Annotated in this window: 23 protein-coding genes and 1 tRNA gene; 14 read left to right on the top strand and 10 right to left on the bottom strand. The window is 72.3% G+C overall.

Annotated features, from left to right (window positions below):
• The first annotated feature begins 97 nt into the window (after positions 1 to 97).
• Positions 98 to 171: transfer RNA gene (locus ACN28C_RS00495), tRNA-Met, on the top strand.
• Positions 172 to 382: 211 nt separating this feature from the next.
• On the opposite strand, the gene ACN28C_RS00490 is transcribed toward ACN28C_RS00495, so the two are convergent.
• Positions 383 to 1,150 (bottom strand): S1 family peptidase, encoded by a 768-nt coding sequence (locus tag ACN28C_RS00490; protein WP_422771654.1) that lies wholly within the window; start codon positions 1,148 to 1,150, stop codon positions 383 to 385.
• A 343-nt stretch (positions 1,151 to 1,493) separates the two neighbouring features.
• Between ACN28C_RS00490 and ACN28C_RS00485 the strand changes: the two genes are divergently transcribed.
• Positions 1,494 to 1,988 (top strand): DUF1772 domain-containing protein, encoded by a 495-nt coding sequence (locus ACN28C_RS00485; protein ID WP_422771653.1) that lies wholly within the window; start codon positions 1,494 to 1,496, stop codon positions 1,986 to 1,988.
• Positions 1,989 to 2,053: 65 nt separating this feature from the next.
• Complete coding sequence (locus ACN28C_RS00480; RefSeq protein WP_422771652.1) at positions 2,054 to 2,299, top strand: hypothetical protein; 246 nt, start codon at positions 2,054 to 2,056, stop codon at positions 2,297 to 2,299.
• Between the two features lie 111 nt (positions 2,300 to 2,410).
• Here the strand turns inward: ACN28C_RS00480 and ACN28C_RS00475 are convergent, their stop codons facing one another.
• Entirely contained in the window at positions 2,411 to 3,736 is a 1,326-nt protein-coding gene (locus ACN28C_RS00475; RefSeq protein ID WP_422771651.1) for an ABC transporter substrate-binding protein, read from the bottom strand.
• 191 nt (positions 3,737 to 3,927) lie between these two features.
• On the opposite strand from ACN28C_RS00475, the gene ACN28C_RS00470 reads away from it, so the two are divergent.
• The gene (locus ACN28C_RS00470; protein ID WP_422771650.1) at positions 3,928 to 4,758 is read left to right on the top strand and encodes a phosphoribosylaminoimidazolesuccinocarboxamide synthase; all 831 of its coding nucleotides are present in this window, start codon (positions 3,928 to 3,930) and stop codon (positions 4,756 to 4,758) included.
• Positions 4,759 to 4,793: 35 nt separating this feature from the next.
• Here ACN28C_RS00470 and ACN28C_RS00465 read toward each other — a convergent pair whose 3' ends face one another.
• A complete protein-coding gene (locus ACN28C_RS00465; RefSeq protein WP_422771649.1) occupies positions 4,794 to 5,927 on the bottom strand; it encodes a glycosyltransferase in 1,134 nt (377 codons plus the stop codon).
• On the bottom strand, positions 5,924 to 7,099 hold the full coding sequence (locus tag ACN28C_RS00460) for a glycosyltransferase family 4 protein (protein ID WP_422771648.1): 1,176 nt from the start codon (positions 7,097 to 7,099) through the stop codon (positions 5,924 to 5,926). The genes ACN28C_RS00465 and ACN28C_RS00460 overlap by 4 nt, the downstream gene beginning before the upstream one ends.
• 90 nt (positions 7,100 to 7,189) lie before the next feature.
• Here ACN28C_RS00460 and ACN28C_RS00455 point away from each other — a divergent pair, with 90 nt between their 5' ends.
• Together ACN28C_RS00455 and ACN28C_RS00450 are read left to right on the top strand one after the other, a co-directional pair.
• Entirely contained in the window at positions 7,190 to 7,483 is a 294-nt protein-coding gene (locus ACN28C_RS00455; protein ID WP_422771647.1) for a Scr1 family TA system antitoxin-like transcriptional regulator, read from the top strand.
• A gap of 52 nt (positions 7,484 to 7,535) precedes the next feature.
• Positions 7,536 to 7,928 (top strand): MmcQ/YjbR family DNA-binding protein, encoded by a 393-nt coding sequence (locus ACN28C_RS00450; RefSeq protein WP_422771646.1) that lies wholly within the window; start codon positions 7,536 to 7,538, stop codon positions 7,926 to 7,928.
• A gap of 17 nt (positions 7,929 to 7,945) precedes the next feature.
• On the opposite strand, the gene ACN28C_RS00445 is transcribed toward ACN28C_RS00450, so the two are convergent.
• From ACN28C_RS00445 to ACN28C_RS00435, 3 genes are read right to left on the bottom strand one after another with little or no spacing between them, the layout of a single operon-like run.
• Complete coding sequence (locus tag ACN28C_RS00445) at positions 7,946 to 8,905, bottom strand: phosphotransferase (RefSeq protein WP_422771645.1); 960 nt, start codon at positions 8,903 to 8,905, stop codon at positions 7,946 to 7,948.
• Positions 8,902 to 10,392, bottom strand: a complete 1,491-nt coding sequence (gene glpK, locus ACN28C_RS00440; protein WP_422771644.1) for a glycerol kinase GlpK — start codon at positions 10,390 to 10,392, stop codon at positions 8,902 to 8,904. The genes ACN28C_RS00445 and glpK overlap by 4 nt, the downstream gene beginning before the upstream one ends.
• Before the next feature lie 32 nt (positions 10,393 to 10,424).
• Positions 10,425 to 10,886, bottom strand: a complete 462-nt coding sequence (locus ACN28C_RS00435) for an ATP-binding protein (RefSeq protein WP_422771643.1) — start codon at positions 10,884 to 10,886, stop codon at positions 10,425 to 10,427.
• 142 nt (positions 10,887 to 11,028) lie between these two features.
• Between ACN28C_RS00435 and macS the strand changes: the two genes are divergently transcribed.
• Positions 11,029 to 12,237: a MacS family sensor histidine kinase gene (gene macS / locus ACN28C_RS00430; RefSeq protein WP_422771642.1), complete on the top strand. Its 1,209-nt coding sequence runs from the start codon at positions 11,029 to 11,031 to the stop codon at positions 12,235 to 12,237.
• Between the two features lie 59 nt (positions 12,238 to 12,296).
• Positions 12,297 to 12,929 carry a response regulator gene (locus tag ACN28C_RS00425; RefSeq protein ID WP_422774914.1) on the top strand — a complete coding sequence of 211 codons (633 nt, stop codon included), beginning with the start codon at positions 12,297 to 12,299 and terminating at the stop codon, positions 12,927 to 12,929.
• A gap of 69 nt (positions 12,930 to 12,998) precedes the next feature.
• Here the strand turns inward: ACN28C_RS00425 and ACN28C_RS00420 are convergent, their stop codons facing one another.
• Complete coding sequence (locus ACN28C_RS00420) at positions 12,999 to 13,565, bottom strand: DUF5709 domain-containing protein (protein ID WP_422771641.1); 567 nt, start codon at positions 13,563 to 13,565, stop codon at positions 12,999 to 13,001.
• A 206-nt stretch (positions 13,566 to 13,771) separates the two neighbouring features.
• Between ACN28C_RS00420 and ACN28C_RS00415 the strand changes: the two genes are divergently transcribed.
• On the top strand, positions 13,772 to 14,971 hold the full coding sequence (locus tag ACN28C_RS00415; RefSeq protein WP_422771640.1) for a glycosyltransferase: 1,200 nt from the start codon (positions 13,772 to 13,774) through the stop codon (positions 14,969 to 14,971).
• Here the strand turns inward: ACN28C_RS00415 and ACN28C_RS00410 are convergent.
• Positions 14,929 to 15,948: a hypothetical protein gene (locus ACN28C_RS00410; RefSeq protein WP_422774913.1), complete on the bottom strand. Its 1,020-nt coding sequence runs from the start codon at positions 15,946 to 15,948 to the stop codon at positions 14,929 to 14,931. The two genes, ACN28C_RS00415 and ACN28C_RS00410, sit on opposite strands and share 43 nt — an antisense overlap.
• Before the next feature lie 71 nt (positions 15,949 to 16,019).
• Positions 16,020 to 16,811 carry a histidinol-phosphatase gene (hisN, locus tag ACN28C_RS00405; protein ID WP_422771639.1) on the bottom strand — a complete coding sequence of 264 codons (792 nt, stop codon included), beginning with the start codon at positions 16,809 to 16,811 and terminating at the stop codon, positions 16,020 to 16,022.
• A gap of 50 nt (positions 16,812 to 16,861) precedes the next feature.
• Between hisN and ACN28C_RS00400 the strand changes: the two genes are divergently transcribed.
• The 5 genes from ACN28C_RS00400 to ACN28C_RS00380 all read left to right on the top strand — a co-directional run bounded on the left by ACN28C_RS00400 (position 16,862) and on the right by ACN28C_RS00380 (position 19,922).
• Positions 16,862 to 17,449 (top strand): DUF2087 domain-containing protein, encoded by a 588-nt coding sequence (locus ACN28C_RS00400; RefSeq protein WP_422771638.1) that lies wholly within the window; start codon positions 16,862 to 16,864, stop codon positions 17,447 to 17,449.
• A gap of 170 nt (positions 17,450 to 17,619) precedes the next feature.
• Positions 17,620 to 17,958, top strand: a complete 339-nt coding sequence (locus tag ACN28C_RS00395; RefSeq protein WP_422771637.1) for a PadR family transcriptional regulator — start codon at positions 17,620 to 17,622, stop codon at positions 17,956 to 17,958.
• Positions 17,951 to 18,322 (top strand): DUF1048 domain-containing protein, encoded by a 372-nt coding sequence (locus ACN28C_RS00390; RefSeq protein WP_422771636.1) that lies wholly within the window; start codon positions 17,951 to 17,953, stop codon positions 18,320 to 18,322. The genes ACN28C_RS00395 and ACN28C_RS00390 overlap by 8 nt, the downstream gene beginning before the upstream one ends.
• Positions 18,319 to 19,149 (top strand): ABC transporter ATP-binding protein, encoded by an 831-nt coding sequence (locus ACN28C_RS00385; protein WP_422771635.1) that lies wholly within the window; start codon positions 18,319 to 18,321, stop codon positions 19,147 to 19,149. Before ACN28C_RS00390 ends, ACN28C_RS00385 begins: the two co-directional genes overlap by 4 nt.
• Before the next feature lie 11 nt (positions 19,150 to 19,160).
• Positions 19,161 to 19,922 carry an ABC transporter permease gene (locus ACN28C_RS00380; protein ID WP_422771634.1) on the top strand — a complete coding sequence of 254 codons (762 nt, stop codon included), beginning with the start codon at positions 19,161 to 19,163 and terminating at the stop codon, positions 19,920 to 19,922.
• Positions 19,923 to 19,936: the final 14 nt, after the last annotated feature.

The following is a 19,936-nucleotide window of genomic DNA, read 5'->3' as shown; positions in this document are numbered from 1 at the left end:
CCGCGTGCCTCCCGGCGGCGGCGACATGTCCGCCGCCGGGTAGTTCGCCCCCCGTTTTGCAGGGGCTGGGCCAGGTGCGCTAGTGTTAACGAGCCGACGCGGGGTGGAGCAGCTCGGTAGCTCGCTGGGCTCATAACCCAGAGGTCGCAGGTTCAAATCCTGTCCCCGCTACCTAGATGAGGCCCTGATCAGCTGAAATGCTGGTCAGGGCCTCATGTCATGTTTCAGGCCCTGCTCGACGTGAGGCGCCCGGTAGCGTGTCACGGTGGCGGCACAATGCTGACCACTGATCTTCGCGTACTCGGCCTCAGGATCGCCCCGATACGGCGCCGACGCGAGCGTCAGCGCCGTATCGGTCGGGCTACCACTGCCGGGGTGGTGATCAGCTGGAGCGTGAGAGCAGTTGGCCGGCGGCGCGCTGGATGCTCTGGCTGAAGTAGGCGACGTCGGTGTAGTTGGGGGTCGGCTCCTCGCCGATGTCCCAGTCACAGTCCGAACCGGCGCTCACGATGCCGACCTGCTCCCAGGCGCCGTGGGGAAGCCGGTGCAGTGCTGGCCCGCCGGAGTCGCCGGGGCAGTGGCTCTTCTGGTTCACCGACTTTGCGCAGATCGTCGACCTCGGGTACTCGGGGTGCTCATCCCACCATGGGTCGTCGAAGCACTGCTCGTCCGGCAGGAACGGCAGCTTCACCTTGTTGAGGAAGCGTTCCTGGGGGCCACCTGACTTCTTGGTGCCCCAGCCGGTCACGGTCAGCGTCTGCAGCTGTCGGGGCTCGGTGGCCAGCCGCAGGATAGGCAGGTCGAGCGGCCGTTCCAGCTTGATCACCGCCCAGTCCGGTCCATTCCACCACTCGGTTCCGCCGATGTAGGCGGTGGATCTGGTCATCGTCCGGCGTGGGTTCTTGAGGTCGACGGTGCCGGAGACGACGGTGAAGCTGTCGGCTGGCTGCTCGTCGACGCAATGCTGGGCGGTGAGCACCAGTTGCGGGTGAATAAGGGTTCCGCCGCAGCCCACCGGCAGAAGCCGGACCATCCACGGGAACTCACCGGGCGCAGCCCGTTCACCGCCGCTGATTGCGGCGGCCGGAGCGGCCGTTACCAGCACGGGGGCCAACGCCACCACGGCGATCAGGAGTCGTTTCAAGCGCATCTGACACCCTTCGAAGAACTACCGGTACGGAGGTAGAACGGCACCGGCGGGCACTTTTGTTGCAACCCTGGTACACCACCGCCGCACCGGTCTCCTCCGCCAGCCGCCGGGCCGGCTTCCGGCCCTGCGCGGACCACGCCCGGCGCCGCTCGGCGGCGGCGACCCGGCCGCGCAGCCGACCAGCTGCGCCCATGCGTCGACCGAGAGGGTGATCCACTGTCGGCCGCCGTGCGCCGGCCTGCTCGACCGCGCCCTCGGCCCTGATGTCGGTTACGGTACGGATGCTGCCGGATCGGGCGTGCCCGGCGCCGGACTGCCGGCGAAACCGACGGGAGGCAGAAGATTGTTCACCGGAGCTGTGCTTGTCGCCGCCGCGTTGACCACCGGCCTCGTGGCCGGCGTGTTCCTGCTCTACGCACACACGATCATGCCCGGGTTGGGTCGCACCGACGACCGCACCTTCGTCGCCGCGTTCCAGGCGATCGACCGGTCGATCGTCAACCCGTGGTTCCTGTTGTGCTTCTTCGGCGCACTGATCCTCACGGGCGTGGCCGGCGCGCTGCATCTGGGGGAGAGCGGGCGCGGCAAACTGCCGTGGATCGTCGCGGCGTTCGTGCTCTACCTGATCGTAATGATCATCACCATGGCGGTGAACATGCCACTCAACGACGCCATCAAGGCGGCCGGTGACCCGGACCGGATCACCGACCTCGCCGAGGTGCGGCGCGCCTTCGGCGAGAGGCGGTGGCGGACGTGGAATCTCGTCCGGGTCGTCCTCAGCACCATCGCCTTCGGCTTGCTCCTCGTCGCGCTCGCCCTGCACGGCGGACGCGACTGAGGGCCGGGTCGGCCGTTCCGGCCGCGTTGCCGGCGGGACTTGCCCGCAGCGCCGAGGATGTAGGCATGGAGATTTTCCGGAACTGGTGGGTCCGCTTGGCCGCAGTGCTCGGTACGGCGGCGTTGACAGTGTTCATTCCGGCCGTGGCCTGGGCGTCGACGGGGCCCGGCGAGATGGTGGTGGAGGCGGCCCGCCGCCGGACCCGGGGCAGCTTCGGGATCTGGGGGTTGGTCTGCTGCCTGATAGTGGTCGGCGTGATCGTGGCCGTGCTGGTCTTCGTGATGCGCAACCGCCGCTCCGGGCGGCGCTGACCGGCACGACGCGCACCCGCCGGGTGAGGAAGGGCCCCCGCATATCGCTTTCTGTTGTAGCGGGGGCCCTTCCTTGCACTCAGCCTTCCTTGCACTCAGCCTTCCTTGCACTCAGCTGGTGAGGGCGGCGTTCGCCTGGCTGATGAAGGACGCCGCCGCCGAGCGGGGGGAAGCCCTGCCGAACTGCACGCTCTCCGCCGCCGTGATCAGCAACTGCTTGATCGTGGCATGGCCCTTCGGCGGCGGTGCGGGAGCCGGCCCGAACCTGTCCGCCATGGCGGTCTCGAACGCGACCGACTGCTTCATGCTCTCGTCGGTCAGCGACGCCTCCACCGTCCGCCGCACGTCCAGGTTGGCGCTGAGCCCGCGCTCGGTACCGAGGATCTCGCCCGCCCTGGCGTCGTTGACCAGATAGTCGATCACGTGCACCGCGGTGTCGGGGTGCCGGGTGCCCCGGAAGGCGGCCCAGTAGAGCGAGGCCCGGGCCCAGTGCGCGGCCGGGTCGCCCGGGTAGCTGACCACCTTGAGGGTGTCCTTGCTGAGCTTCTGCAACTCGGGTAGCTGGTTGGACCAGACGAACGACGTCGCCGCCTTGCCGCTGGTCACCAACTGCTTGGTGACGTCGCCGCTGTTCGCCGGCTGGATCACCTTCGCCGGCGGCGCCGCGCCGCGCTGCCGCGCCCCGGCCCACAGCTCGAACCAGCGGGTGAGGTCGCTCTCGGTGAATCCCACCTGGCGCCCCCGGTAGAGCTCCTTGTCCTGTGAGCGCAGCCAGAGCCAGAATGCCTTGTAGTCGGCGGACGGGTCCATGGTGCCGAAGACCTTGCCGCCACTGCGGTCGGTGATCTCGTCGGCCCAGTTGAGATAGTCCGAATACGACATCCCGATCTGCGGCTCGGGCATGTTGAGCCGGTCGAGCAGGCTCTTGTTGTAGATCAGCCCGGGTGTGTTCTCCGCCGCCGCGGCGGCGACGGTGCGGCCCGTCACCTGGCTGGACTGGGCGAGGCCGGCCGGCAGCTTCCGCAGGTCCAGCAGGTCCTCCCGGACGTAGTCGGTCAGGTCCAGCAGGATCTCGCGCTGTGCGTACTCGGTGAGGTAGTTGTCGTCGATCTGGAAGATGTCCGGGGCGTTGCCGGCGGCGGCCTCGATCGAGAGCTTGTCGTAGTAGCCGGCGTTGCCCTGGTGGGTGAACTCGAAGGTGACGTCGGGATAGCGCTGGGTGTAGAGCTCCAGCGCCTGCTTGGTCAGCTCGGCGCGCCGGTCGCCGCCCCACCAGAAGACGGAGAGCTGGATCTTGTCGTTCTCCGGGGCGGCGTCCTCGGCGGTGCAGGCGGAGAGGGCGGTGATGACGACGACGAGCAGGGCGGCGCCCAGCCGCCGGCCGAGCCGGCCGGCCCGGGGACCGCGGGTCGTGGGGGAGGGGAGGGGGAGGGGCACGACAACTCCTGACGGCACATGGTCAGCTGTGACGGCAACCGGACCATTTACACAGTCGTCCTCGGCGGGTGTCAACGTCCGTAGGGGCAAGATCGTCCACTTCGCCGCCCGGAACGACCCGGGTGGCTCGGCGGCCCGGCCGGCCGGGCCGGGCCGGGGCCCTCGACGGGGCCCGTGATGTACTTGCGCACGTGGAACTGCTGCATTCGGGCAAGGTCAGGGACGTCTACACCGACGGCGGCGACCTGATCCTGGTCGCCTCCGACCGGGTCTCGGTCTACGACGTGGCGCTGCCGACCCCCATCCCGGACAAGGGCAAACTGCTCACCGCGCTCTCGCTCTGGTGGTTCGAGCAACTCGCCGACCTGGTGCCGAACCACGTCATCTCGGCCACCGACGTACCCGCCGAGTTCGCCGGGCGGGCGATCCGGGTCCGGAGGCTGGAGATGATCCCGGTCGAGTGCGTCGCGCGGGGCTACCTGACCGGTTCCGGCATCAAGGAGTACGGGAAGACCGGCGCCGTCTGCGGCGTACCGCTGCCACCGGGGCTGGTGGAGGCGTCGATCCTGCCGGAGCCGATCTTCACGCCGACCACCAAGGCGCCACAGGGGGAGCACGACGAGGCGATCACCTTCGACGACGTGGTGGCGAAGGTCGGCGCCGAGACCGCCGAGCGGCTCCGCGACGTCACCCTGGACGTCTACCGGCGCGGCGCCGAGATCGCCGCCGAGCGGGGCATCCTGGTCGCCGACACCAAGCTCGAGTTCGGCTGGGCGCCGGACGGCACGATGGTGCTCGGCGACGAGCTCTTCACCTCCGACTCGTCGCGGTTCTGGCCGGCCGACTCCTACCAGCCCGGCCGCGACCAGCTCTCGTTGAGCAAGCAGTTCGTCCGGGACTGGGCGGTCGGCACCGGCTGGGACCGGAGCGGCCCGGCGCCGGAGATGCCGCCCGAGGTCGTCGAGGCGGCCCGCAACCGCTACGTCGAGGTCTACGAAGTGCTCACCGGCCGCCGCTGGTAGCCGGCAGCTTCTGCCCAGCTCCGGCGACGCGACGCCTATCGGTTGTCGTGCGACGGCACTCGTACCGGGAGGTCGTGCGCGGCGAGGAAGCCCGCCACCGCCGCCGACCACGGGAAGCGCTCGGCCTGCCGGCGGGCCGCCGCCCGGCGTTCCGGCTCCGGCCGGCCGGCAAGCTCCCGCACGGCATCCGCATACGCCGGCCCCTCGCCCGGCGCGGCCAGCCCGGCCGGGCCGACCACCTCGGGCAGCGCGCTCTCCGCGCTCACCACCACCGGGGTCCCGCTGGCCAGCGCCTCCAGGGCGGCCAGGCCGAACGTCTCCACCGGTCCGGGTGCCAGCACCACGTCGGCGGTGGCAAGCAGCCCGGCCAGCAGGTCCCGGTCGGCGACGTAGCGCAGGAACCGGACCGGCAGGTCGTCCCGGGCCGCCGCCGCACGCAGCTTCTCCCGGCGTGGCCCGTCACCGACCACCACCAGCACGGCGGGTACGCCCTGGGCCCGCAACCCGGCCAGTGCGGCGAGCGACCGCTCGGGGCGCTTCTCCGGCGAGAGTCGGCCGCAGTGCAGCAGCAGCAGCTCGTCGGGTTCGGCGTAGACGGAGCGCAGCCGGCGGTCGTGCCGGTCGGGGCGGAAGTGTTCGAGGTCGACGCCGAGCGGCACCTGCGTGAGGTTGGCGGCGCCGATCCGGCGGAACTCCGCCGCCGCCCACGAGGTGGTGCAGACGATCTGGTCGTGCCCGGCTGCGGTGCGTCGGTTGAACCGGTCCGCGACCCGGCGAAGCTGGTTACCGGGGAGGAGCCGGAGCAGCCCGTCGAGGCTCTCGTGCGACACCATCATGCTGCGTACGCCGTGCCGGCGCGCCCAGGCGCCGGTCCAGCGCAGCGTCGTACGGTCGGAAATCTCCAGCCGGTCGGGGCGCAGCTCGCGTAGCAGGCGGGTGAGCCGGACCCCGTCGACGAGTACCCGGTAGCCGCCCATCCAGGGCACGGCCGGGCTGGCCAGCGTGATCACCCGGCCCTGCTCGGTCTCCTCGTCGCTGTCGCGCCGGCCCGGCATCACCAGCACCGGCTCGTGCCCGGCGGCGGCGTACCCGGCGCCGAGCTGGCGCAGTGCGGTACGCAGTCCGCCGGAGCTCTCGGTGATGAAGTTGGCCAGCCGTACGATCCTCATGCTGCCGCCTGCCGGAGCCGGAAGAGCCGGCCCGACCGGGAGCCGCTGCCGACCACCGGGGCTTCGGCGAGCACCGCCGCGTAGTGCCCGATCAACTCGTCACCGATCGCCGCCCAGGTACGCCCGCGTACCTCGGCCCGCCCCGCCTGCCCGTACGCGGCCCGGCGCTCCGGGTCGGTGGCCAGTCCGGCGATCGCGGTGGTGAACGCCTCGGCGTCGTCGGGCGGGACGAGATGACCGGTCTGCCCGTCCCGCACCAGGTCCAGCGGTCCACCGGCGGCCGGGGCCACCACCGGCAGGCCGCTGGCCATCGCCTCCTGCACCGCCTGGCCGAACGTCTCGTAGGGGCCGGTGTGCGCGAAGACGTCGAGGCTGGCGTAGATCCGGGCCAGTTGCCGGCCGTGCCGGGGGCCGAGGAAGAGCGCGTTCGGCAGGGCCCGGCGCAGCGCCGGGGCGGCCGGTCCGTCGCCGACCACCACCACCCGGACCCCGGGCAGCAGGCTCGCCCCGGCCAGCAGGTCCACCCGCTTCTCCAGCGCCAGCCGGCCCACGTAGCCGACCAGCACCTCTCCGCCGGGCGCGAGTGCCCGGCGCAGCGCGGCGCTCCGGTTGTCCGGGCGGAACCGCTCGCTGTCCACGCCCCGCTGCCAGAGCCAGATCCGCTCGATGCCGTGCTCGTCGAGGGCGGCGGCGGTGGCGGTGGACGGGACCAGGGTGCGGCTCGCCGAGTTGTGCACCCGGCGCAGCCAGCGCCACGCCGTCGCCTCGGTCAGCCGGACCCCGTACGCGCGGGCGTAGGAGGCGACGTCGGTCTGGTAGACCGCGACCGACGGCAGCCCCAGCGTCCGGGCCACCGAGACGCCCCGGGCGCCGAGCACGAACGGGCTGGCCAGGTGTACGACGTCGGTGCCGTGCGCGCGCAGCGCCGCCGTCAGGTCCCGGCCGGGCAGGCCGAGCCGGAACTGCGGGTAGCCGGGCATCGGCACCGAGGGGAGCCGGACCACCGGATAGGGCAGCGCGGCGCTGGCGTCCCTGGTGCCGGCCGCCGGCTGTGGGGCGATCACCAGCGGTCGGTGGCCCCGCCGCACGAGATGCTCGGCGACCCGGACGACGGAGTTCGCCACTCCGTTGACGTCCGGCGGAAACGACTCCGTGACGATCGCGATCCGCATGCGCCCACCGTCGTGCAGGTCCCCACCGTCCAGGTCACGGCATCATGACCTCAGGGCGAACTGTCAGCGACGAAGCGAGGAGCGGAGCCCGTGCCGTCGGACCGGCGGCGTAGCTCAGCTTCGGGCGGCCTGCCCGCCGTCGAGGAGGAAGGTGCGCCGCTCGCCCGAGAGGAACCGCCGGCCCTGCACGTCATCGTGGATGAAGGAGTGTTGCCCAGGGTGCTCGGCAGCCGACGGGTGATGGTCCGGCAGCTCCACGCCCTGCTCGACGCCGCCGAGCGGCCGACGATCACCCTGCGGGTCGTGCCGCTGGCCGCGACGTCCCGCGCGACTGCGGTTGCCGGCGCCACGCCAGGTATCCGGCGCTGCGCCCGAGCGGTGTGACAGGCGCGGTGGCAGGTAGGTCCGGCCGGTCGCCGTGTGCTTAGCTTCCGACATGGGACATCCCATCATGTTCGACGAGGCGGATCCGCTCCTGCACCGGGTGCGGTCACTCGCGCTGGCGTTCCCGGACGCGGCGGAGAAGATCTCCCACGGGCGGCCCGCCTTCTACACCACAAAGGTCTTCGCCTACTACGGCGGATCGGTGAAGACCGACGGCGGCTACCGGCAACACGATCAGTCCGTGGTCGTGCTGGCCGATCCTGACGAGCGCGCGGCGCTGCTGACCGGCGAGCACTGCTATCTGCCGATGTACCTCGGCGCGTCCGGGTGGGTCGGGGTGGACCTGACCGACGACACCGACTGGGACGAGATCGGCGAGCTGCTCGACGCCAGCTACCGGCGTACAGCCGGACCGCGCCGGGTGGCGGCACTCGATCAGCGGTAACGGCTCGTGCGCCGCCGTCAGAGGTCGGGCACTCCGCAGCGGACCCAGTGCCGGATCACCTGTGCCGCCTGGTCGGCGACGGGGTTTCCGGCGGCGCGGGTGACCAGGTCGCTGAGGGCGAACATGTCGAGCACCCGGCCCAGATAGGCCCAGTCCTCGGGCAGCGGCAGGTCGGTCGGCTGATGACCGGCGAACCCGGCCCGGAAGCCGTCGACGAACTCCGCGGGATAGTCGGCGCCGAATCGCAGCATGTTGGCGGCGTCGCCGTACGGGCAGCCGGAGTAGGCGAACTCCCAGTCGAGAACCGCCGCGACCCGCCAGCCGCGACCGTCCCGCCGTACCAGGAGGTTCTTCGGGTTGATGTCGGCGTGCGTCAGCCGGGCGTGGCCGTCGACCCGGGCCAGCGCCGGGGCGTGCGCGTGGCAGAGCGTCACCCAGGCATCCCGGGTCGCGGGGTCGAGTCGTCCCCCGGGCGCCTTCGCCAAGCAGCTCGCCGCGACCTCGGGCAACTGTTCCGACCATGGAGGCTCCGCGCGCACGCCGAGGCGGGCGTCGGCGAAGAAGCCCGGCCGGTCGTACGCCACCGTGCCGATGCCGGCCACCACCCGCCCCACCTCGGCGCCCAGATCACCGAGACCATCGAGATCGTCGGAGACGTCGGCGTCGCCGAGCACCTGCTCCAGCGAGGTGCCCGGCACGTGTTCGACGACCATCGCGGGGCGTGCCCCGGCCACCGCGGGCACGACGAGCAGCACCTCGGGCACCGGGGCGTACCGCCGGGCCGCGCCCATCACCGCGGCCTCGATGGCCGGGTCTGGGCCGCCGAGCCGGACGACGACCTGGCCGTCGGTCAGGGTGACCAGGCGGGTCTCGTGCGAGAAGCCACCGGCCAGGCGGCGGCTGGCCAGGACCGTGCCGCCCAGCGCCTCGGCCAGCTCGCGGATCTCCGTGTCGACCGATCGTGGTGAGACCGTCACTCGTCCTCGACCCAGTCGAGGGTGCGGGCCACCGCCTTGTGCCAGTTGCGCAGCTCGCGCTCCCGGTGCGCCGGATCCATCGCCGGGCTCCAGTCGGCGTCCTTTCGCCACTGCTCCCGCAGCGTCTCCAGGTCCGGCCAGAAACCGACCGCGAGGCCGGCGGCGTACGCGGCGCCGAGGCAGGTGGTCTCGCTGACCCGGGGACGGACCACCGGCACGTCGAGCACGTCGGCGAGGAACTGCATCAGCAGGTTGTTGGCGGTCATCCCGCCGTCGACCCGGAGCCGGCGCAGCGTCACGTCGGAGTCGGCGTTCATCGCGTCGACCACCTCCCGGGTCTGCCAGGCGCTCGCCTCCAGCACCGCTCGGGCCAGGTGGCCCTTTGTGACATAACCGGTCAGCCCGGCGATCACCCCCCGGGCGTCGCTGCGCCAGTGCGGTGCGAAGAGCCCGGAGAAGGCCGGTACGACGTAGCAGCCGCCGTTGTCCTCGACCGTCCGGGCCAGCTCCTCGATCTCCGGGGCGCTGGAGATCAGCCCGAGGTTGTCCCGGAGCCACTGCACCAGGGAGCCGGTGACCGCGATCGCCCCCTCCAGGGCGTACGTCGCCGCCCGGTCGCCGATCCGGTAGCCGACCGTGCTCAGCAGCCCGTGCCGGGACACCACGGGACTCTCTCCGGTGTTGAGCAGCAGGAAGCTGCCGGTGCCGTAGGTGCACTTGGCCTCGCCGGGGTGGAAGCAGGTCTGGCCGAAGAGTGCCGCCTGCTGGTCGCCGAGGGCGGCGGCCACCGGCACCCCGGCGAGGGACCCCGTGGCGGTGCCGTAGACCTCCGCCGAGGAGCGGATCTCCGGCAGCATCGCGGCGGGGACGCCGAGCACGTCGAGGAGCTCCGGAGCCCAGTCGAGGGTGCGCAGGTCCATCATGAGCGTCCGGCTGGCGTTGGTCACGTCGGTCACGTGCCGCCCGGTGAGCTTCCAGATCAGCCAACTGTCCATAGTGCCGAAGAGCACCTCGCCGCGCTCGGCCCGCTCGCGCAGCCCGTCGACGTTGTCGAGCAGCCAGCGCAGCTTCGGGCCGGCGAAGTAGGTGGCCAGCGGCAGCCCGGTGCGCTCCCGGAAGCGCTGCTCGCCGTGGTCGGCGTCGAGCCGGCGCAGCAGCGGGCCGGTGCGGGTGTCCTGCCAGACGATGGCGTGGTGCACCGGCCGACCGGTGGCCCGGTCCCAGACCACCGTGGTCTCCCGCTGGTTGGTGATGCCGATCGCGGCGAGCCGGTCGGCGCCGATCCCCGCCTCGGCCAGCGCCCCCGGAACCACCCGCTCGACGGCGGCCCAGATCTCCTCGGCGTCGTGCTCGACCCAGCCCGGTCGCGGAAAGATCTGCCGGTGCTCCCGCTGGGCCATCGAGACGACGGCGCCGGCGGCGTCGAAGACGATGCACCGGGAGGAGGTGGTGCCCTGATCGATCGCGGCGACGAACTGACCGGTCATTCGCAGCACCGTACCCGGCCCCACCGACGGCGTCACCCGGTCGGCTGGTCCGGCTCCGGTGTGGCGAGACTGGCGCTGATCCGCACGGTGGTGCCCTCCGGGCCGCTGCGTACCACCATCTCGTCGCTGAGCTGCCGGGCCAGCCAGAGCCCCCAGCCGCCCGCGATCTCCGGCGTGGGCCGGCTCCGGTCGTCGAGCCGGTCGGCACCGATCCCGACACCGGTGTCGGAGACGAGACAGTAGAGGATTTTTCCGGTACGCCACAGCCGCAGCCAGCCCTGCCCGCCGCCGTGCCGTACGGCGTTGGTGATCAGCTCGTTGGTGGCCAGCACGAAGTCGTCCAGCCGGTCGCCGTCGAGCCCGGCCTCCTCGGCCCGGGTCGTCACGGCGTGCCGGAGCTCGGTGACCCGGTCGCCGTCGAAGGTCACGGCGAGCAGCGGGGGCGTGTTGTCGCGTGCCACAGCCGTGAGGGCGAGGGGGTCTAGGTCGCTCATGGCCGTCCCGCCGCTGGTCGTGGAGTCCTTTCGTGGCTTTCCCACCCTACGTCAGGGTATGTAGCCGCGCATCCAGGGCAGGGGTGCGGCCGACGCCGGCCGGGGGGTCGCCCGAGGGATCCGGCTGTGCGAGGGTCGGACCGTGCCGGATGTGTCGACCGACGGGCCGGGTGGTCGCCGCCGCGACCCGCCGGGCGGCCTGCAGGCGCCGCTGTGGCGGTCGATCGCCGTCTACCGCTTCGCCGCCCTGGTGTACGTCGCCGTGCTGGCGGTCCGGAACCTGAACGACTACGCGCACCCGGTGGCGGGTGCGGTGCTGCTGCTGGTGATGACCGGCGCGACGGTGGCGGGCAGCTATGCGTACGCCGATCCGGCCTGGCGGCGCTGGCCGCTGCTCCTGGCCGACCTGGCGGTGGTGCTGGCGGTGGTGGTCGCCGCCCCCCGGGTGGTCGGCCGGGACATGCTGGACGCCGGCGTGCCGCCGCCGAGCGTCGCCTGGCTGGCCGGGCCGGTGCTCGCCTGGGCGGTCTCCGGTGGGCGGCGGCGCGGCGTGGTGGCGGCCCTGGTCATCGGCGGCGCCGACCTGGCCGCCCGGGAGCGCTTCGCGCAGGGGTCGCTGACCGGCGCCGCGCTGATGCTGTTGGCCGGGATCGCCGTCGGGCACGTCGCCCGGCTGGCCGTGATCGCGGAGGAGCGGTTGCAGCGGGCGGTCGAGCTGGAGGCGGCGAACCGGGAGCGGGAGCGGCTGGCCCGTGGAATCCACGACTCGGTCCTCCAGGTGCTCGCCCTGGTGCAGCGGCGCGGCGCCCACCTCGACGGCGAGGCCGGTGAGCTGGCCCGGCTCGCCGGGGAGCAGGAGGCGGCGCTGCGGTCGCTGGTCGCGGGCCGGACGCCGACCGGGCTGGACCGGCAGGAGGTCGCGGGCCGGACGCCGACCGGGCTGGACCGGCAGGAGGTCGACCTGCGTTCGCTGCTCGGCCGGTACGCCTCGGCCACGGTCTCGATCGCCGGCCCGGCGACACCGGTGCCGCTGCCCGCCGCGGCGGCAGGGGAGGTGGCCGCGGCGGTCGGGGCGGCGGTGGACAACGTCGCCCGGCACGGCGGCGGGCGTGGCTGGGTGCTGGTGGAGGACGACGGGTCGGCGGTGACCGTCTCGGTCCGCGACGACGGGCCGGGGATCCCGCCGGGGCGTCTCGCCGAGGCGGCCGGTCAGGGGCGGCTGGGCGTCGCCCAGTCGATCGAGGGCCGGGTCGCCGACCTCGGCGGCACGGTGCGGATCAGCTCCGTCCCGGGCGGAGGCACCGAGGTCGAGCTGCGGGTGCCCCGAAGGGCCGTGGGTGCCCCGGGGTAGCCCCGACGTCTAGGCTCGCCAATGTGACCGACGAGGGCGTGGCGGCGGCCGTCCGGGTGATGGTGGTCGACGACCATCCGATGTGGAGGGAAGGGGTGGCGCGCGACCTCACCGAGGCCGGTTACCAGGTCGTCGCCACCACCGGCGAGGGACGGCAGGCGGTCCGGGTCGCCCCCGCCACCCGGCCCGACGTGGTCGTGCTCGACCTGCAACTGCCGGACATCTCCGGGGTCGAGGTGCTCCGGGGCCTGCTGGCCGAGCTGCCCCGGGTACGGGTGCTCATGCTCTCGGCGAGCGGCGAGCAGCAGGACGTGCTCGACGCGGTCAAGGCCGGGGCGACCGGCTATCTGCTCAAGTCGGCCGGGCCGGCGGAGTTCCTGGAGGCGGTCCGGCGTACCGCCGCGGGTGACGCGATCTTCACCCCGGGACTGGCCGGCCTGGTGCTGGGGGAGTACCGGCGGCTCGCCGTCACCCCGGCACCGGCCGGCGACGACCTTCCCCGGCTCACCGAGCGGGAGACCGAGGTGCTGCGGCTCGTCGCCAAGGGAATGTCCTACAAGCAGATCGCCGCGCGGCTCGGGCTCTCGCACCGCACCGTGCAGAACCACGTGCAGAACACGCTCGGCAAGCTGCAACTGCACAACCGGGTCGAACTCACCCGCTACGCCATCGAGCGCGGGCTCGATAGCTGAGCGCGGGCTCGATGGCTGAGCGCGGGCTCGATGGCTGGACGCGGGCTCGATGGCTGGACGCGGGTCGGGTCACGGCGGAGGCTGGGTCTCGTTGATCGCCAGCTCCTCGGCGCTCGCGCCGCCGCCCGCGGCGCCCGCGTCGTGCGCGACCGAGTCGGTCTCGTCGTCGGTGCGGGCACCCTCGTCCGATTCCACCAGCCGGCCCACCGGGCCACCCCCCGGTGCGTCCCCGAGGTTGCCGTGGTCGTAGATGGAGACGGGAGAGTGCGGGTCGGACGTCGGACCGGGATCGATCACGTCCGCGTCGAGCTGTGCCTCGGCGGCGGCCTCCTCGCTGTCCGCCTCGGCGGCGATCGCCGGGTCGACCGGGCCGGCGAGCGGGTCGTCGACCGGACGCTCCACCTGCTCCCGCCCGAGCTTGTGGTCCAGCGTCTCGCCGTCGGCCTGCTCCTCGGCGGTGTTGCCGAACCGGTTCACACCGAGCGGCAGGTCGGCCGGTAGCTCGGCGGGATCCCGGCCGTCCGCCTCCCGACCGCTGGCGACATCGTCCCACGCCGTCGAGTCGTCGTCGGCGGTGTCGGGCAGTCCTTCGGCCTCCGGGTCGGACACGGGCGTCGGAAACTCGTCATCGCGCATGACAGGTCACTACCCGCTCCCTGGGTACCCGTAACCGGGCGAACGCGGACCGGGGGCGGAGGAACGCTCCGCAGCCGGTCGGCCACACGGCTGCGGGCCGGTAGGAGAAGGCGGACCGGTTTGCCAGGTTTCCGCTCGACCTGCCGTGGTTAATGGGAGCCTCTGATCGAATGACCGTTGCCCGTACCCGTCGCTGGAGGTGACCCATGCGCGTTGGCCTCGTCTGCGCACACGCCGGCCCGCCGCCGGCCCGCCGCAACCGGTACGTCGGCACGCACCAGCACGTGGCCCGGGTGGCCGCCGAGCTGGCCGAGCGAGGTCACGACGTACGGGTGTACGAGCGGCTGGACGACCCGGACGCGCCGCCGACCAGCGAGGTCGACGGCTACCGGGTGGAACGTGTGCCGGTCGGCCCGGCCCGGCGTGCCGCCACCGAGGAGCTGGTGCCGCACGTCCCCGAACTCGGCCGCTGGCTGACCGGACGCTGGGCGGCGGAGTGGGCGCCCGAGGTGGTGCACGGACACTTCTGGATCGGGGGCCTGGCGGCGGCCAGCGCGGTCCGGGAGACCGTCATCCCGGTCGTGCAGACCTTCCACTCGCTCGGTGTCGAGCAGCGCCGGCACCTCGGCGAGGCGTACCGGGGGCCGGGCCAGCGGATCCCGCTGGAACTCGCGCTGACCCGGGCGGTCGACATGGCGGTGGCCGGCTGCACCGCCGAGGTCGACGAGCTGACCCGGATGGGCCTGCAACGCGCGTCGGTGGTGATGGTGCCGGGTGGGGTGGACATCGAACTCTTCACCCCGGAGGGCGAGGCGATGCCCCGGAACGGGCGACCCCGGATCCTCGCCGCCGGCGGCCTTGAGCCGGGACACGGACAGGAGGACCTGATCCGGGCGCTGCGGCTGGTCGGGGACGCGGAACTCGTCATCGCCGGTGGGCCGCCCGCCGACAATCTCGGCAACCACGCCGAGGCCCGCCGGTTGCGGGAGGTCGCCGAGCAGAGCGGCGTGGCCGACCAGATCCAGTTGGTCGGCGCGGTGCCGCACGACCACATGTCCGCCTGGTACCGCTCGGCGGACCTGGTGGCCTGCACCCCCCGGTACGCCTCGGCCGGGCGGATACCTCTGGAGGCGATGGCCTGCGGGGTACCGGTGGTCGGCTACTCGATGGGCGGCATCGCGGACACGGTGGTCGACGATGTCACCGGCCGGCTCGTCCAGCCCGGCGACGTACGCGGGCTGGGCGTGACGCTGCGCCGGCTGCTCGCCGCCGACGCGGAGCGGTTCGCATACGGGCACGCGGCGGTGGACCGGGTGCGGTGCAGCTACACCTGGGACCGTACGGCCGGTGCGCTGGAGCGCCTCTACGAGCGGGTGGTACGCCGCCGCCAGCCCGCCGCCAGTTGACCGGCCGGTGACCGGGCGGCCCCCGCCGGCCCCAGGACGGGAGGAACGGTCGGGCCGAGCGCGGGAGGAGCGGCCGGGCCGAGCGCCGGTGCGCCGGTGCGCCCCGGGCGGCCCGCTGCCGGTCGCTGGCCGTGCGGCTCGGGCCGGCGGTGGCCGCGCTGGTCGGGGAGGAGTACGTGCTGGTGTTGTGGCTCGGCGTAACGGGTCAGGCCGAGTACCGCGGCCAGGGTGACCAGGAAGCCGATCCCGGCGAGCCACTCCCGGCCCGGCCAGATCCGGTCACCGAGCAGGAGCAGCCCGACGATCGCCGCCGGCACCGCACCGGCGGCGTCCATCGCGGCCACCGCCGCCGTGGTCGAACCGCGCTGCATCGCCAGGCCGAGCAGCAACTGCCCGACGATCGAGTGGGTGATCAGCAGATAGAGCAGCGGGTCCCGGAGGAAGGCGTCGAAGGAGTGCTCGGAGGCGAGCGGCCGGGCGGCGACCGCCGCCGCCGAGAAGGCCAGCCCGGCCAGCGCGCCGAGCGCCACCGAGCCGGGCGCGCCGTGCAGGCGTACGGCGGGAAAGCCGAGCCCGCCGATCACGCCGAGCGCGGCGACCAGGGCGACCACGCCGGCGGTGCCGAGCTGCCGGGACGGCGCCGGTTTCGCGGCCAGCACCAGCGCGGTGATCCCGACCAGCAGGAGCACCAGCAGCAGGACCTCGGCGGCCGGCAGCCGCCACTTGAGCACCAGCACCCCGAGCAGGGCGGTCACGCCCAGCGCCCCCGCCACGCTCGCCTGCACCAGGAAGAGCGGGAGGTCGCGCCGGGCCAGGAAGGCGAGGACGAAGCCGAGCATCTGGCAGGCCACGCCGACCAGATAGCTGCGGTGCCCGGCCAGCCGCAGCAGCAGTCCGGGGTCGAAGGTGTGGTGCAGGGTCGTCCGGGCCGCCGCCACCGACTGGAGCAGGTTGGCCACGCCGTAGACGGCGACCATGGCCGCGAGGAAGCACCAACCGGGGGACACCTGGCGAGGATAGAGGCTGATGCGTCGCGTCGCGCTGCCGGCTAGCCGAGCCGGTGGAGGAGATCCTGGTGCAGTTTGCCGTTGCTGGCCACGGCGCTGCCACCGCCCGGCCCGGGGCGTCCGGCCAGGTCGGTGAAGGTGCCGCCGGCCTCGGTCACGACCGGGATCAGCGCCGCCAGGTCCCACAGCGACAGCTCCGGCTCGACCATCGCGTCCACCGCGCCCTCGGCGACCAGCATGTAGCCGTAGAAGTCCCCGTACGCCCGGCTGCGCCACGCCGTCCGGAGGATGTCGAGCATCGGGTCGAGCCGGCCGCTCTCCTCCCAGCCGTGCAGCGAGGAGTAGCAGAAGCTGGCGTCGGCGAGCCGGCCGACCCCGGAGACCCGGATCGGCGAGGCGGCGGCCTGGTGCCGGCCCGCGTACGCGCCGAGCCCGGTCGCCGCCCACCAGCGGCGCCCGAGGGCCGGGGCGGAGACGAGCCCGACCACCGGGACGTCCCCGTCCATCAGCGAGATCAGGGTGGCCCAGATCGGCACGCCCCGGACGAAGTTCTTGGTGCCGTCGATCGGGTCGATCACCCACTGCCGGGAGCCGGCCCCGGCGGGCGGGGCCGAGGCGCCGTACTCCTCGCCGAGCACGCCGTCTCGGGGACGGGTACGGGCCAGGGTGGCCCGGACGGCCTTCTCCACCGCGGTGTCGGCATCGGTCACCGGCGTCAGGTCCGGCTTCGCCGCGACGTGCAGGTCGAGGGCGCGGAACCGGGCCATCGAGATCGAGTCGGCGGTGTCGGCGAGCACGTGCGCCAGGGACAGGTCGTCCGCGTACCGGGCCATGGCGGAAACGTACTCGATCCGGTCCAGCCGGTGCGTTAACATCCCGCGCCGTGGCGACCGAACCGGGCTCCGACCCGTCTCCCGACCCGTCTCCGGATCTCCTCGTCGGACTGCTCGCCGAGCCGGACCGGCTGGCAACCTTCGCGGCCGTGGTGCTCGGCGCGGGCGATCCGGCCGAGGTGGCGGAGCGGACCGGGTTGCCCGCCCGGACCGTGGTCGCCGCGCTGCGCCGGCTGGAGTCCGGCGGCCTGGTCGAGACCGTGAACGGGCGGGCGGTCGCCGTGGTCGGCGCGTTCAAGGCGGCGGTACGGTCGCATCCGCCCGCCTCCGGCGGGACCCCGGTGGAGCTGGACCCGGACCGGGCCACCGCGGCCGTGCTCCGCTCCTTTCTCCGGGACGGCCGGATCAGCCAGATGCCGGCTGCCCGGGGCAAGCGCCGGCTGCTGCTGGAGCACGTCGCGACGGTCTTCGAGCCGGGTGTGCGCTACTCCGAGCGGGAGGTGAACGCGCTGCTGCGGGCCTGGCACGACGACTACGCGGCGCTGCGGCGCTATCTGGTCGACGAGGTGCTGCTGACCCGCCGGGAGGGCGTCTACTGGCGCAGCGGCGGCCCGGTCGACCTCGACCTCGACACCTGATCACCCTGGCCTGGCTCACCCTGGCGCGAGCCGGCTGAACCGGGGCCCGCCCTTGGCCGGCCGGGTCCGAACCAACTCACCACCGGTCACCACGGGGCCCCTTGCGGCTCCGGTAGTCAGTGTTACTATCTACCAGTAGTCAATATTGCTGAGTAGCTGGGAGGTGATCCGTGGGCAGGCAGATGACGGAGATGCTCAAGGGCACGCTGGAGGGCATCGTCCTGGCGATCCTGGCCATGCGGCCCGCGTACGGCTACGAGATCACGGCGTGGCTGCGGCGGCAGGGCTTCTCCGACATCGCCGAGGGCACCGTCTACGCCCTGCTCGTCAGGGTCGAACAGCGGCGCCTCGTCGACGTGGAGAAGGTCCCGTCCGAGAAGGGCCCGCCGCGCAAGGTCTACACCATCAACGCTCAGGGACGCGAATACCTCGAAGAGTTCTGGCGGACCTGGAGCTTCCTTGCCGAACGACTGGAACAACTCCACGAAGGAGAAGACAAGAATGTCTGACGCTGAAAAGGGTGGGTTCATCGCCAGGGTGATCGGTCCCAAGCGGCGCTGGTGGGAATACAAGGCGCGCGTGAAGAAGCTGCCGCCGAAGTACCGCACGGCGGTCGAGGCGATCGAACGGTACCTGATGCACTTCGGGCCGGTTACCGCGGACAACGCAGCCGCACTGTTCGAGGATGTCGCCGATCTCTTCGAGCGGGCCGCGGCGGACGGGACACCGATCCGCGAGATCGTCGGCGACGACCCGGTGGAGTTCGTGGAGGCGTTGGTCCGCAACTACTCGAAGGGCGGATACGTCGACCGGGAGCGGGCGCGGCTGATTCACACGATCGACGACATCGAGCGAGAGGAGGAGAACCGGTGACGACCACGCACGTCCGAGGGCCCGCGATTCAGGTTCGCGGCCTGGAGAAGTCGTACAAGGAGCTGCGCGTGCTGCGCGGCGTGGATTTCGACGTGGCGGCGGGCAGCATCTTCGCGCTGCTCGGCTCGAACGGAGCCGGCAAGACCACTGTGGTGAAAATCCTGTCCACGCTGCTCAGGGCGGACGCGGGGACGGCCGGCGTCAACGGTTTCGACGTCGCCTCGCAGGCGGGGAAGGTGCGGGAGTCCATCAGTCTCACCGGACAGTTCGCGGCCGTCGACGAGATCCTCACCGGGCGGGAGAATCTCGTGCTGGTCGCCCGGCTGCGGCACCTCAGGAATCCGGGCGCCGTCGCGGACGGCCTGCTCGACCGGTTCTCGCTGGCCGATGCCGGGGCGCGGAGGGTGTCGACGTACTCGGGCGGCATGCGCCGCCGCCTCGACATCGCGATGAGCCTCATCGGGAATCCGCCGGTGATATTTCTCGACGAGCCGACGACCGGGCTCGACCCCCAGGCCCGCATCGAGGTCTGGCAGGCCGTCAGGGAACTCGCCGGGCAGGGGACGACGGTGCTGCTCACGACGCAGTATCTGGACGAGGCCGAACAACTCGCCGACCGGATCGCGATCCTCCACGAGGGCCGGATCGTCGTCAACGGCACCCTCGCCGAAGTCAAGCAGATACTCCCGCCCGCCAAGGTCGAATACGTCGAGAAGCAGCCGACCCTCGAGGACGTCTTCTTCGCCATCGTCGGGGCCAAAGGCGGGAGCGGCGCCGACGGCGGGGGCGGCGTGGGCAAGGATCGCAACGTCGGCGCGGACAAGTGAGAGGAACGATGATGGCAAGGCATTTCGTCGGCGACAGCGCCGTTCTGCTGGGTCGATCCCTGACGCACGTCACCCGCAGCGTGGACACCATCATCACCACCGCGATCACGCCGATCGCCATGATGCTGCTCTTCGTCTACGTGCTCGGCGGCGCGATCAACACAGGGTCGGACTCATATGTGCAGTACCTGCTGCCCGGCATCCTCATCATCACGATCGCGTCGGGCATCGCCTACACCGCGTTCCGACTCTTTCTCGACATGAAGAGCGGCATATTCGAACGCTTCCAGTCCATGCCGATCGCCCGGTCGTCCGTACTCTGGGCGCACGTGCTGACCTCGCTGGCCGCCAACCTCATCTCGCTGGTGGTCGTCGTGGGCGTCGCTCTCCTCATGGGCTTCCGCTCCGGAGCGGGAGTGCTCGCCTGGCTCGCGGTCGCCGGCATCCTGATCCTGTTCACCCTCGCCCTGACCTGGCTCGCCGTCATCCCCGGCCTCACCGCCAAGTCCGTGGACGGGGCGAGTGGCTTCTCCTACCCGCTCATCTTCCTGCCCTTCATCAGCTCGGCCTTCGTGCCCACCGACACCATGCCCGGCCCGGTGCGTGTCTTCGCCGAGCACCAGCCGGTGACGGCCATCGTCAACACGATCCGCGATCTGCTCACCCAGCAGCCCGTCGGCACCGACATCTGGATCGCCCTCGCCTGGTGCCTCGGCATCCTCGTCGTCACGTACGTCTTCGCCATGGCCATCTATCGCCGCAGGATCAGCTGACCGCAGCACGGCCT

Origin of the sequence: Plantactinospora sp. WMMC1484 (assembly GCF_049315195.1) — a bacterium.
In the GTDB taxonomy this organism is placed as follows: Bacteria; Actinomycetota; Actinomycetes; order Mycobacteriales; family Micromonosporaceae; genus Plantactinospora.
The sequence above is the reverse complement of the archived record's forward strand: the minus strand, read 5'-3'. Positions and strand labels throughout refer to the sequence as shown.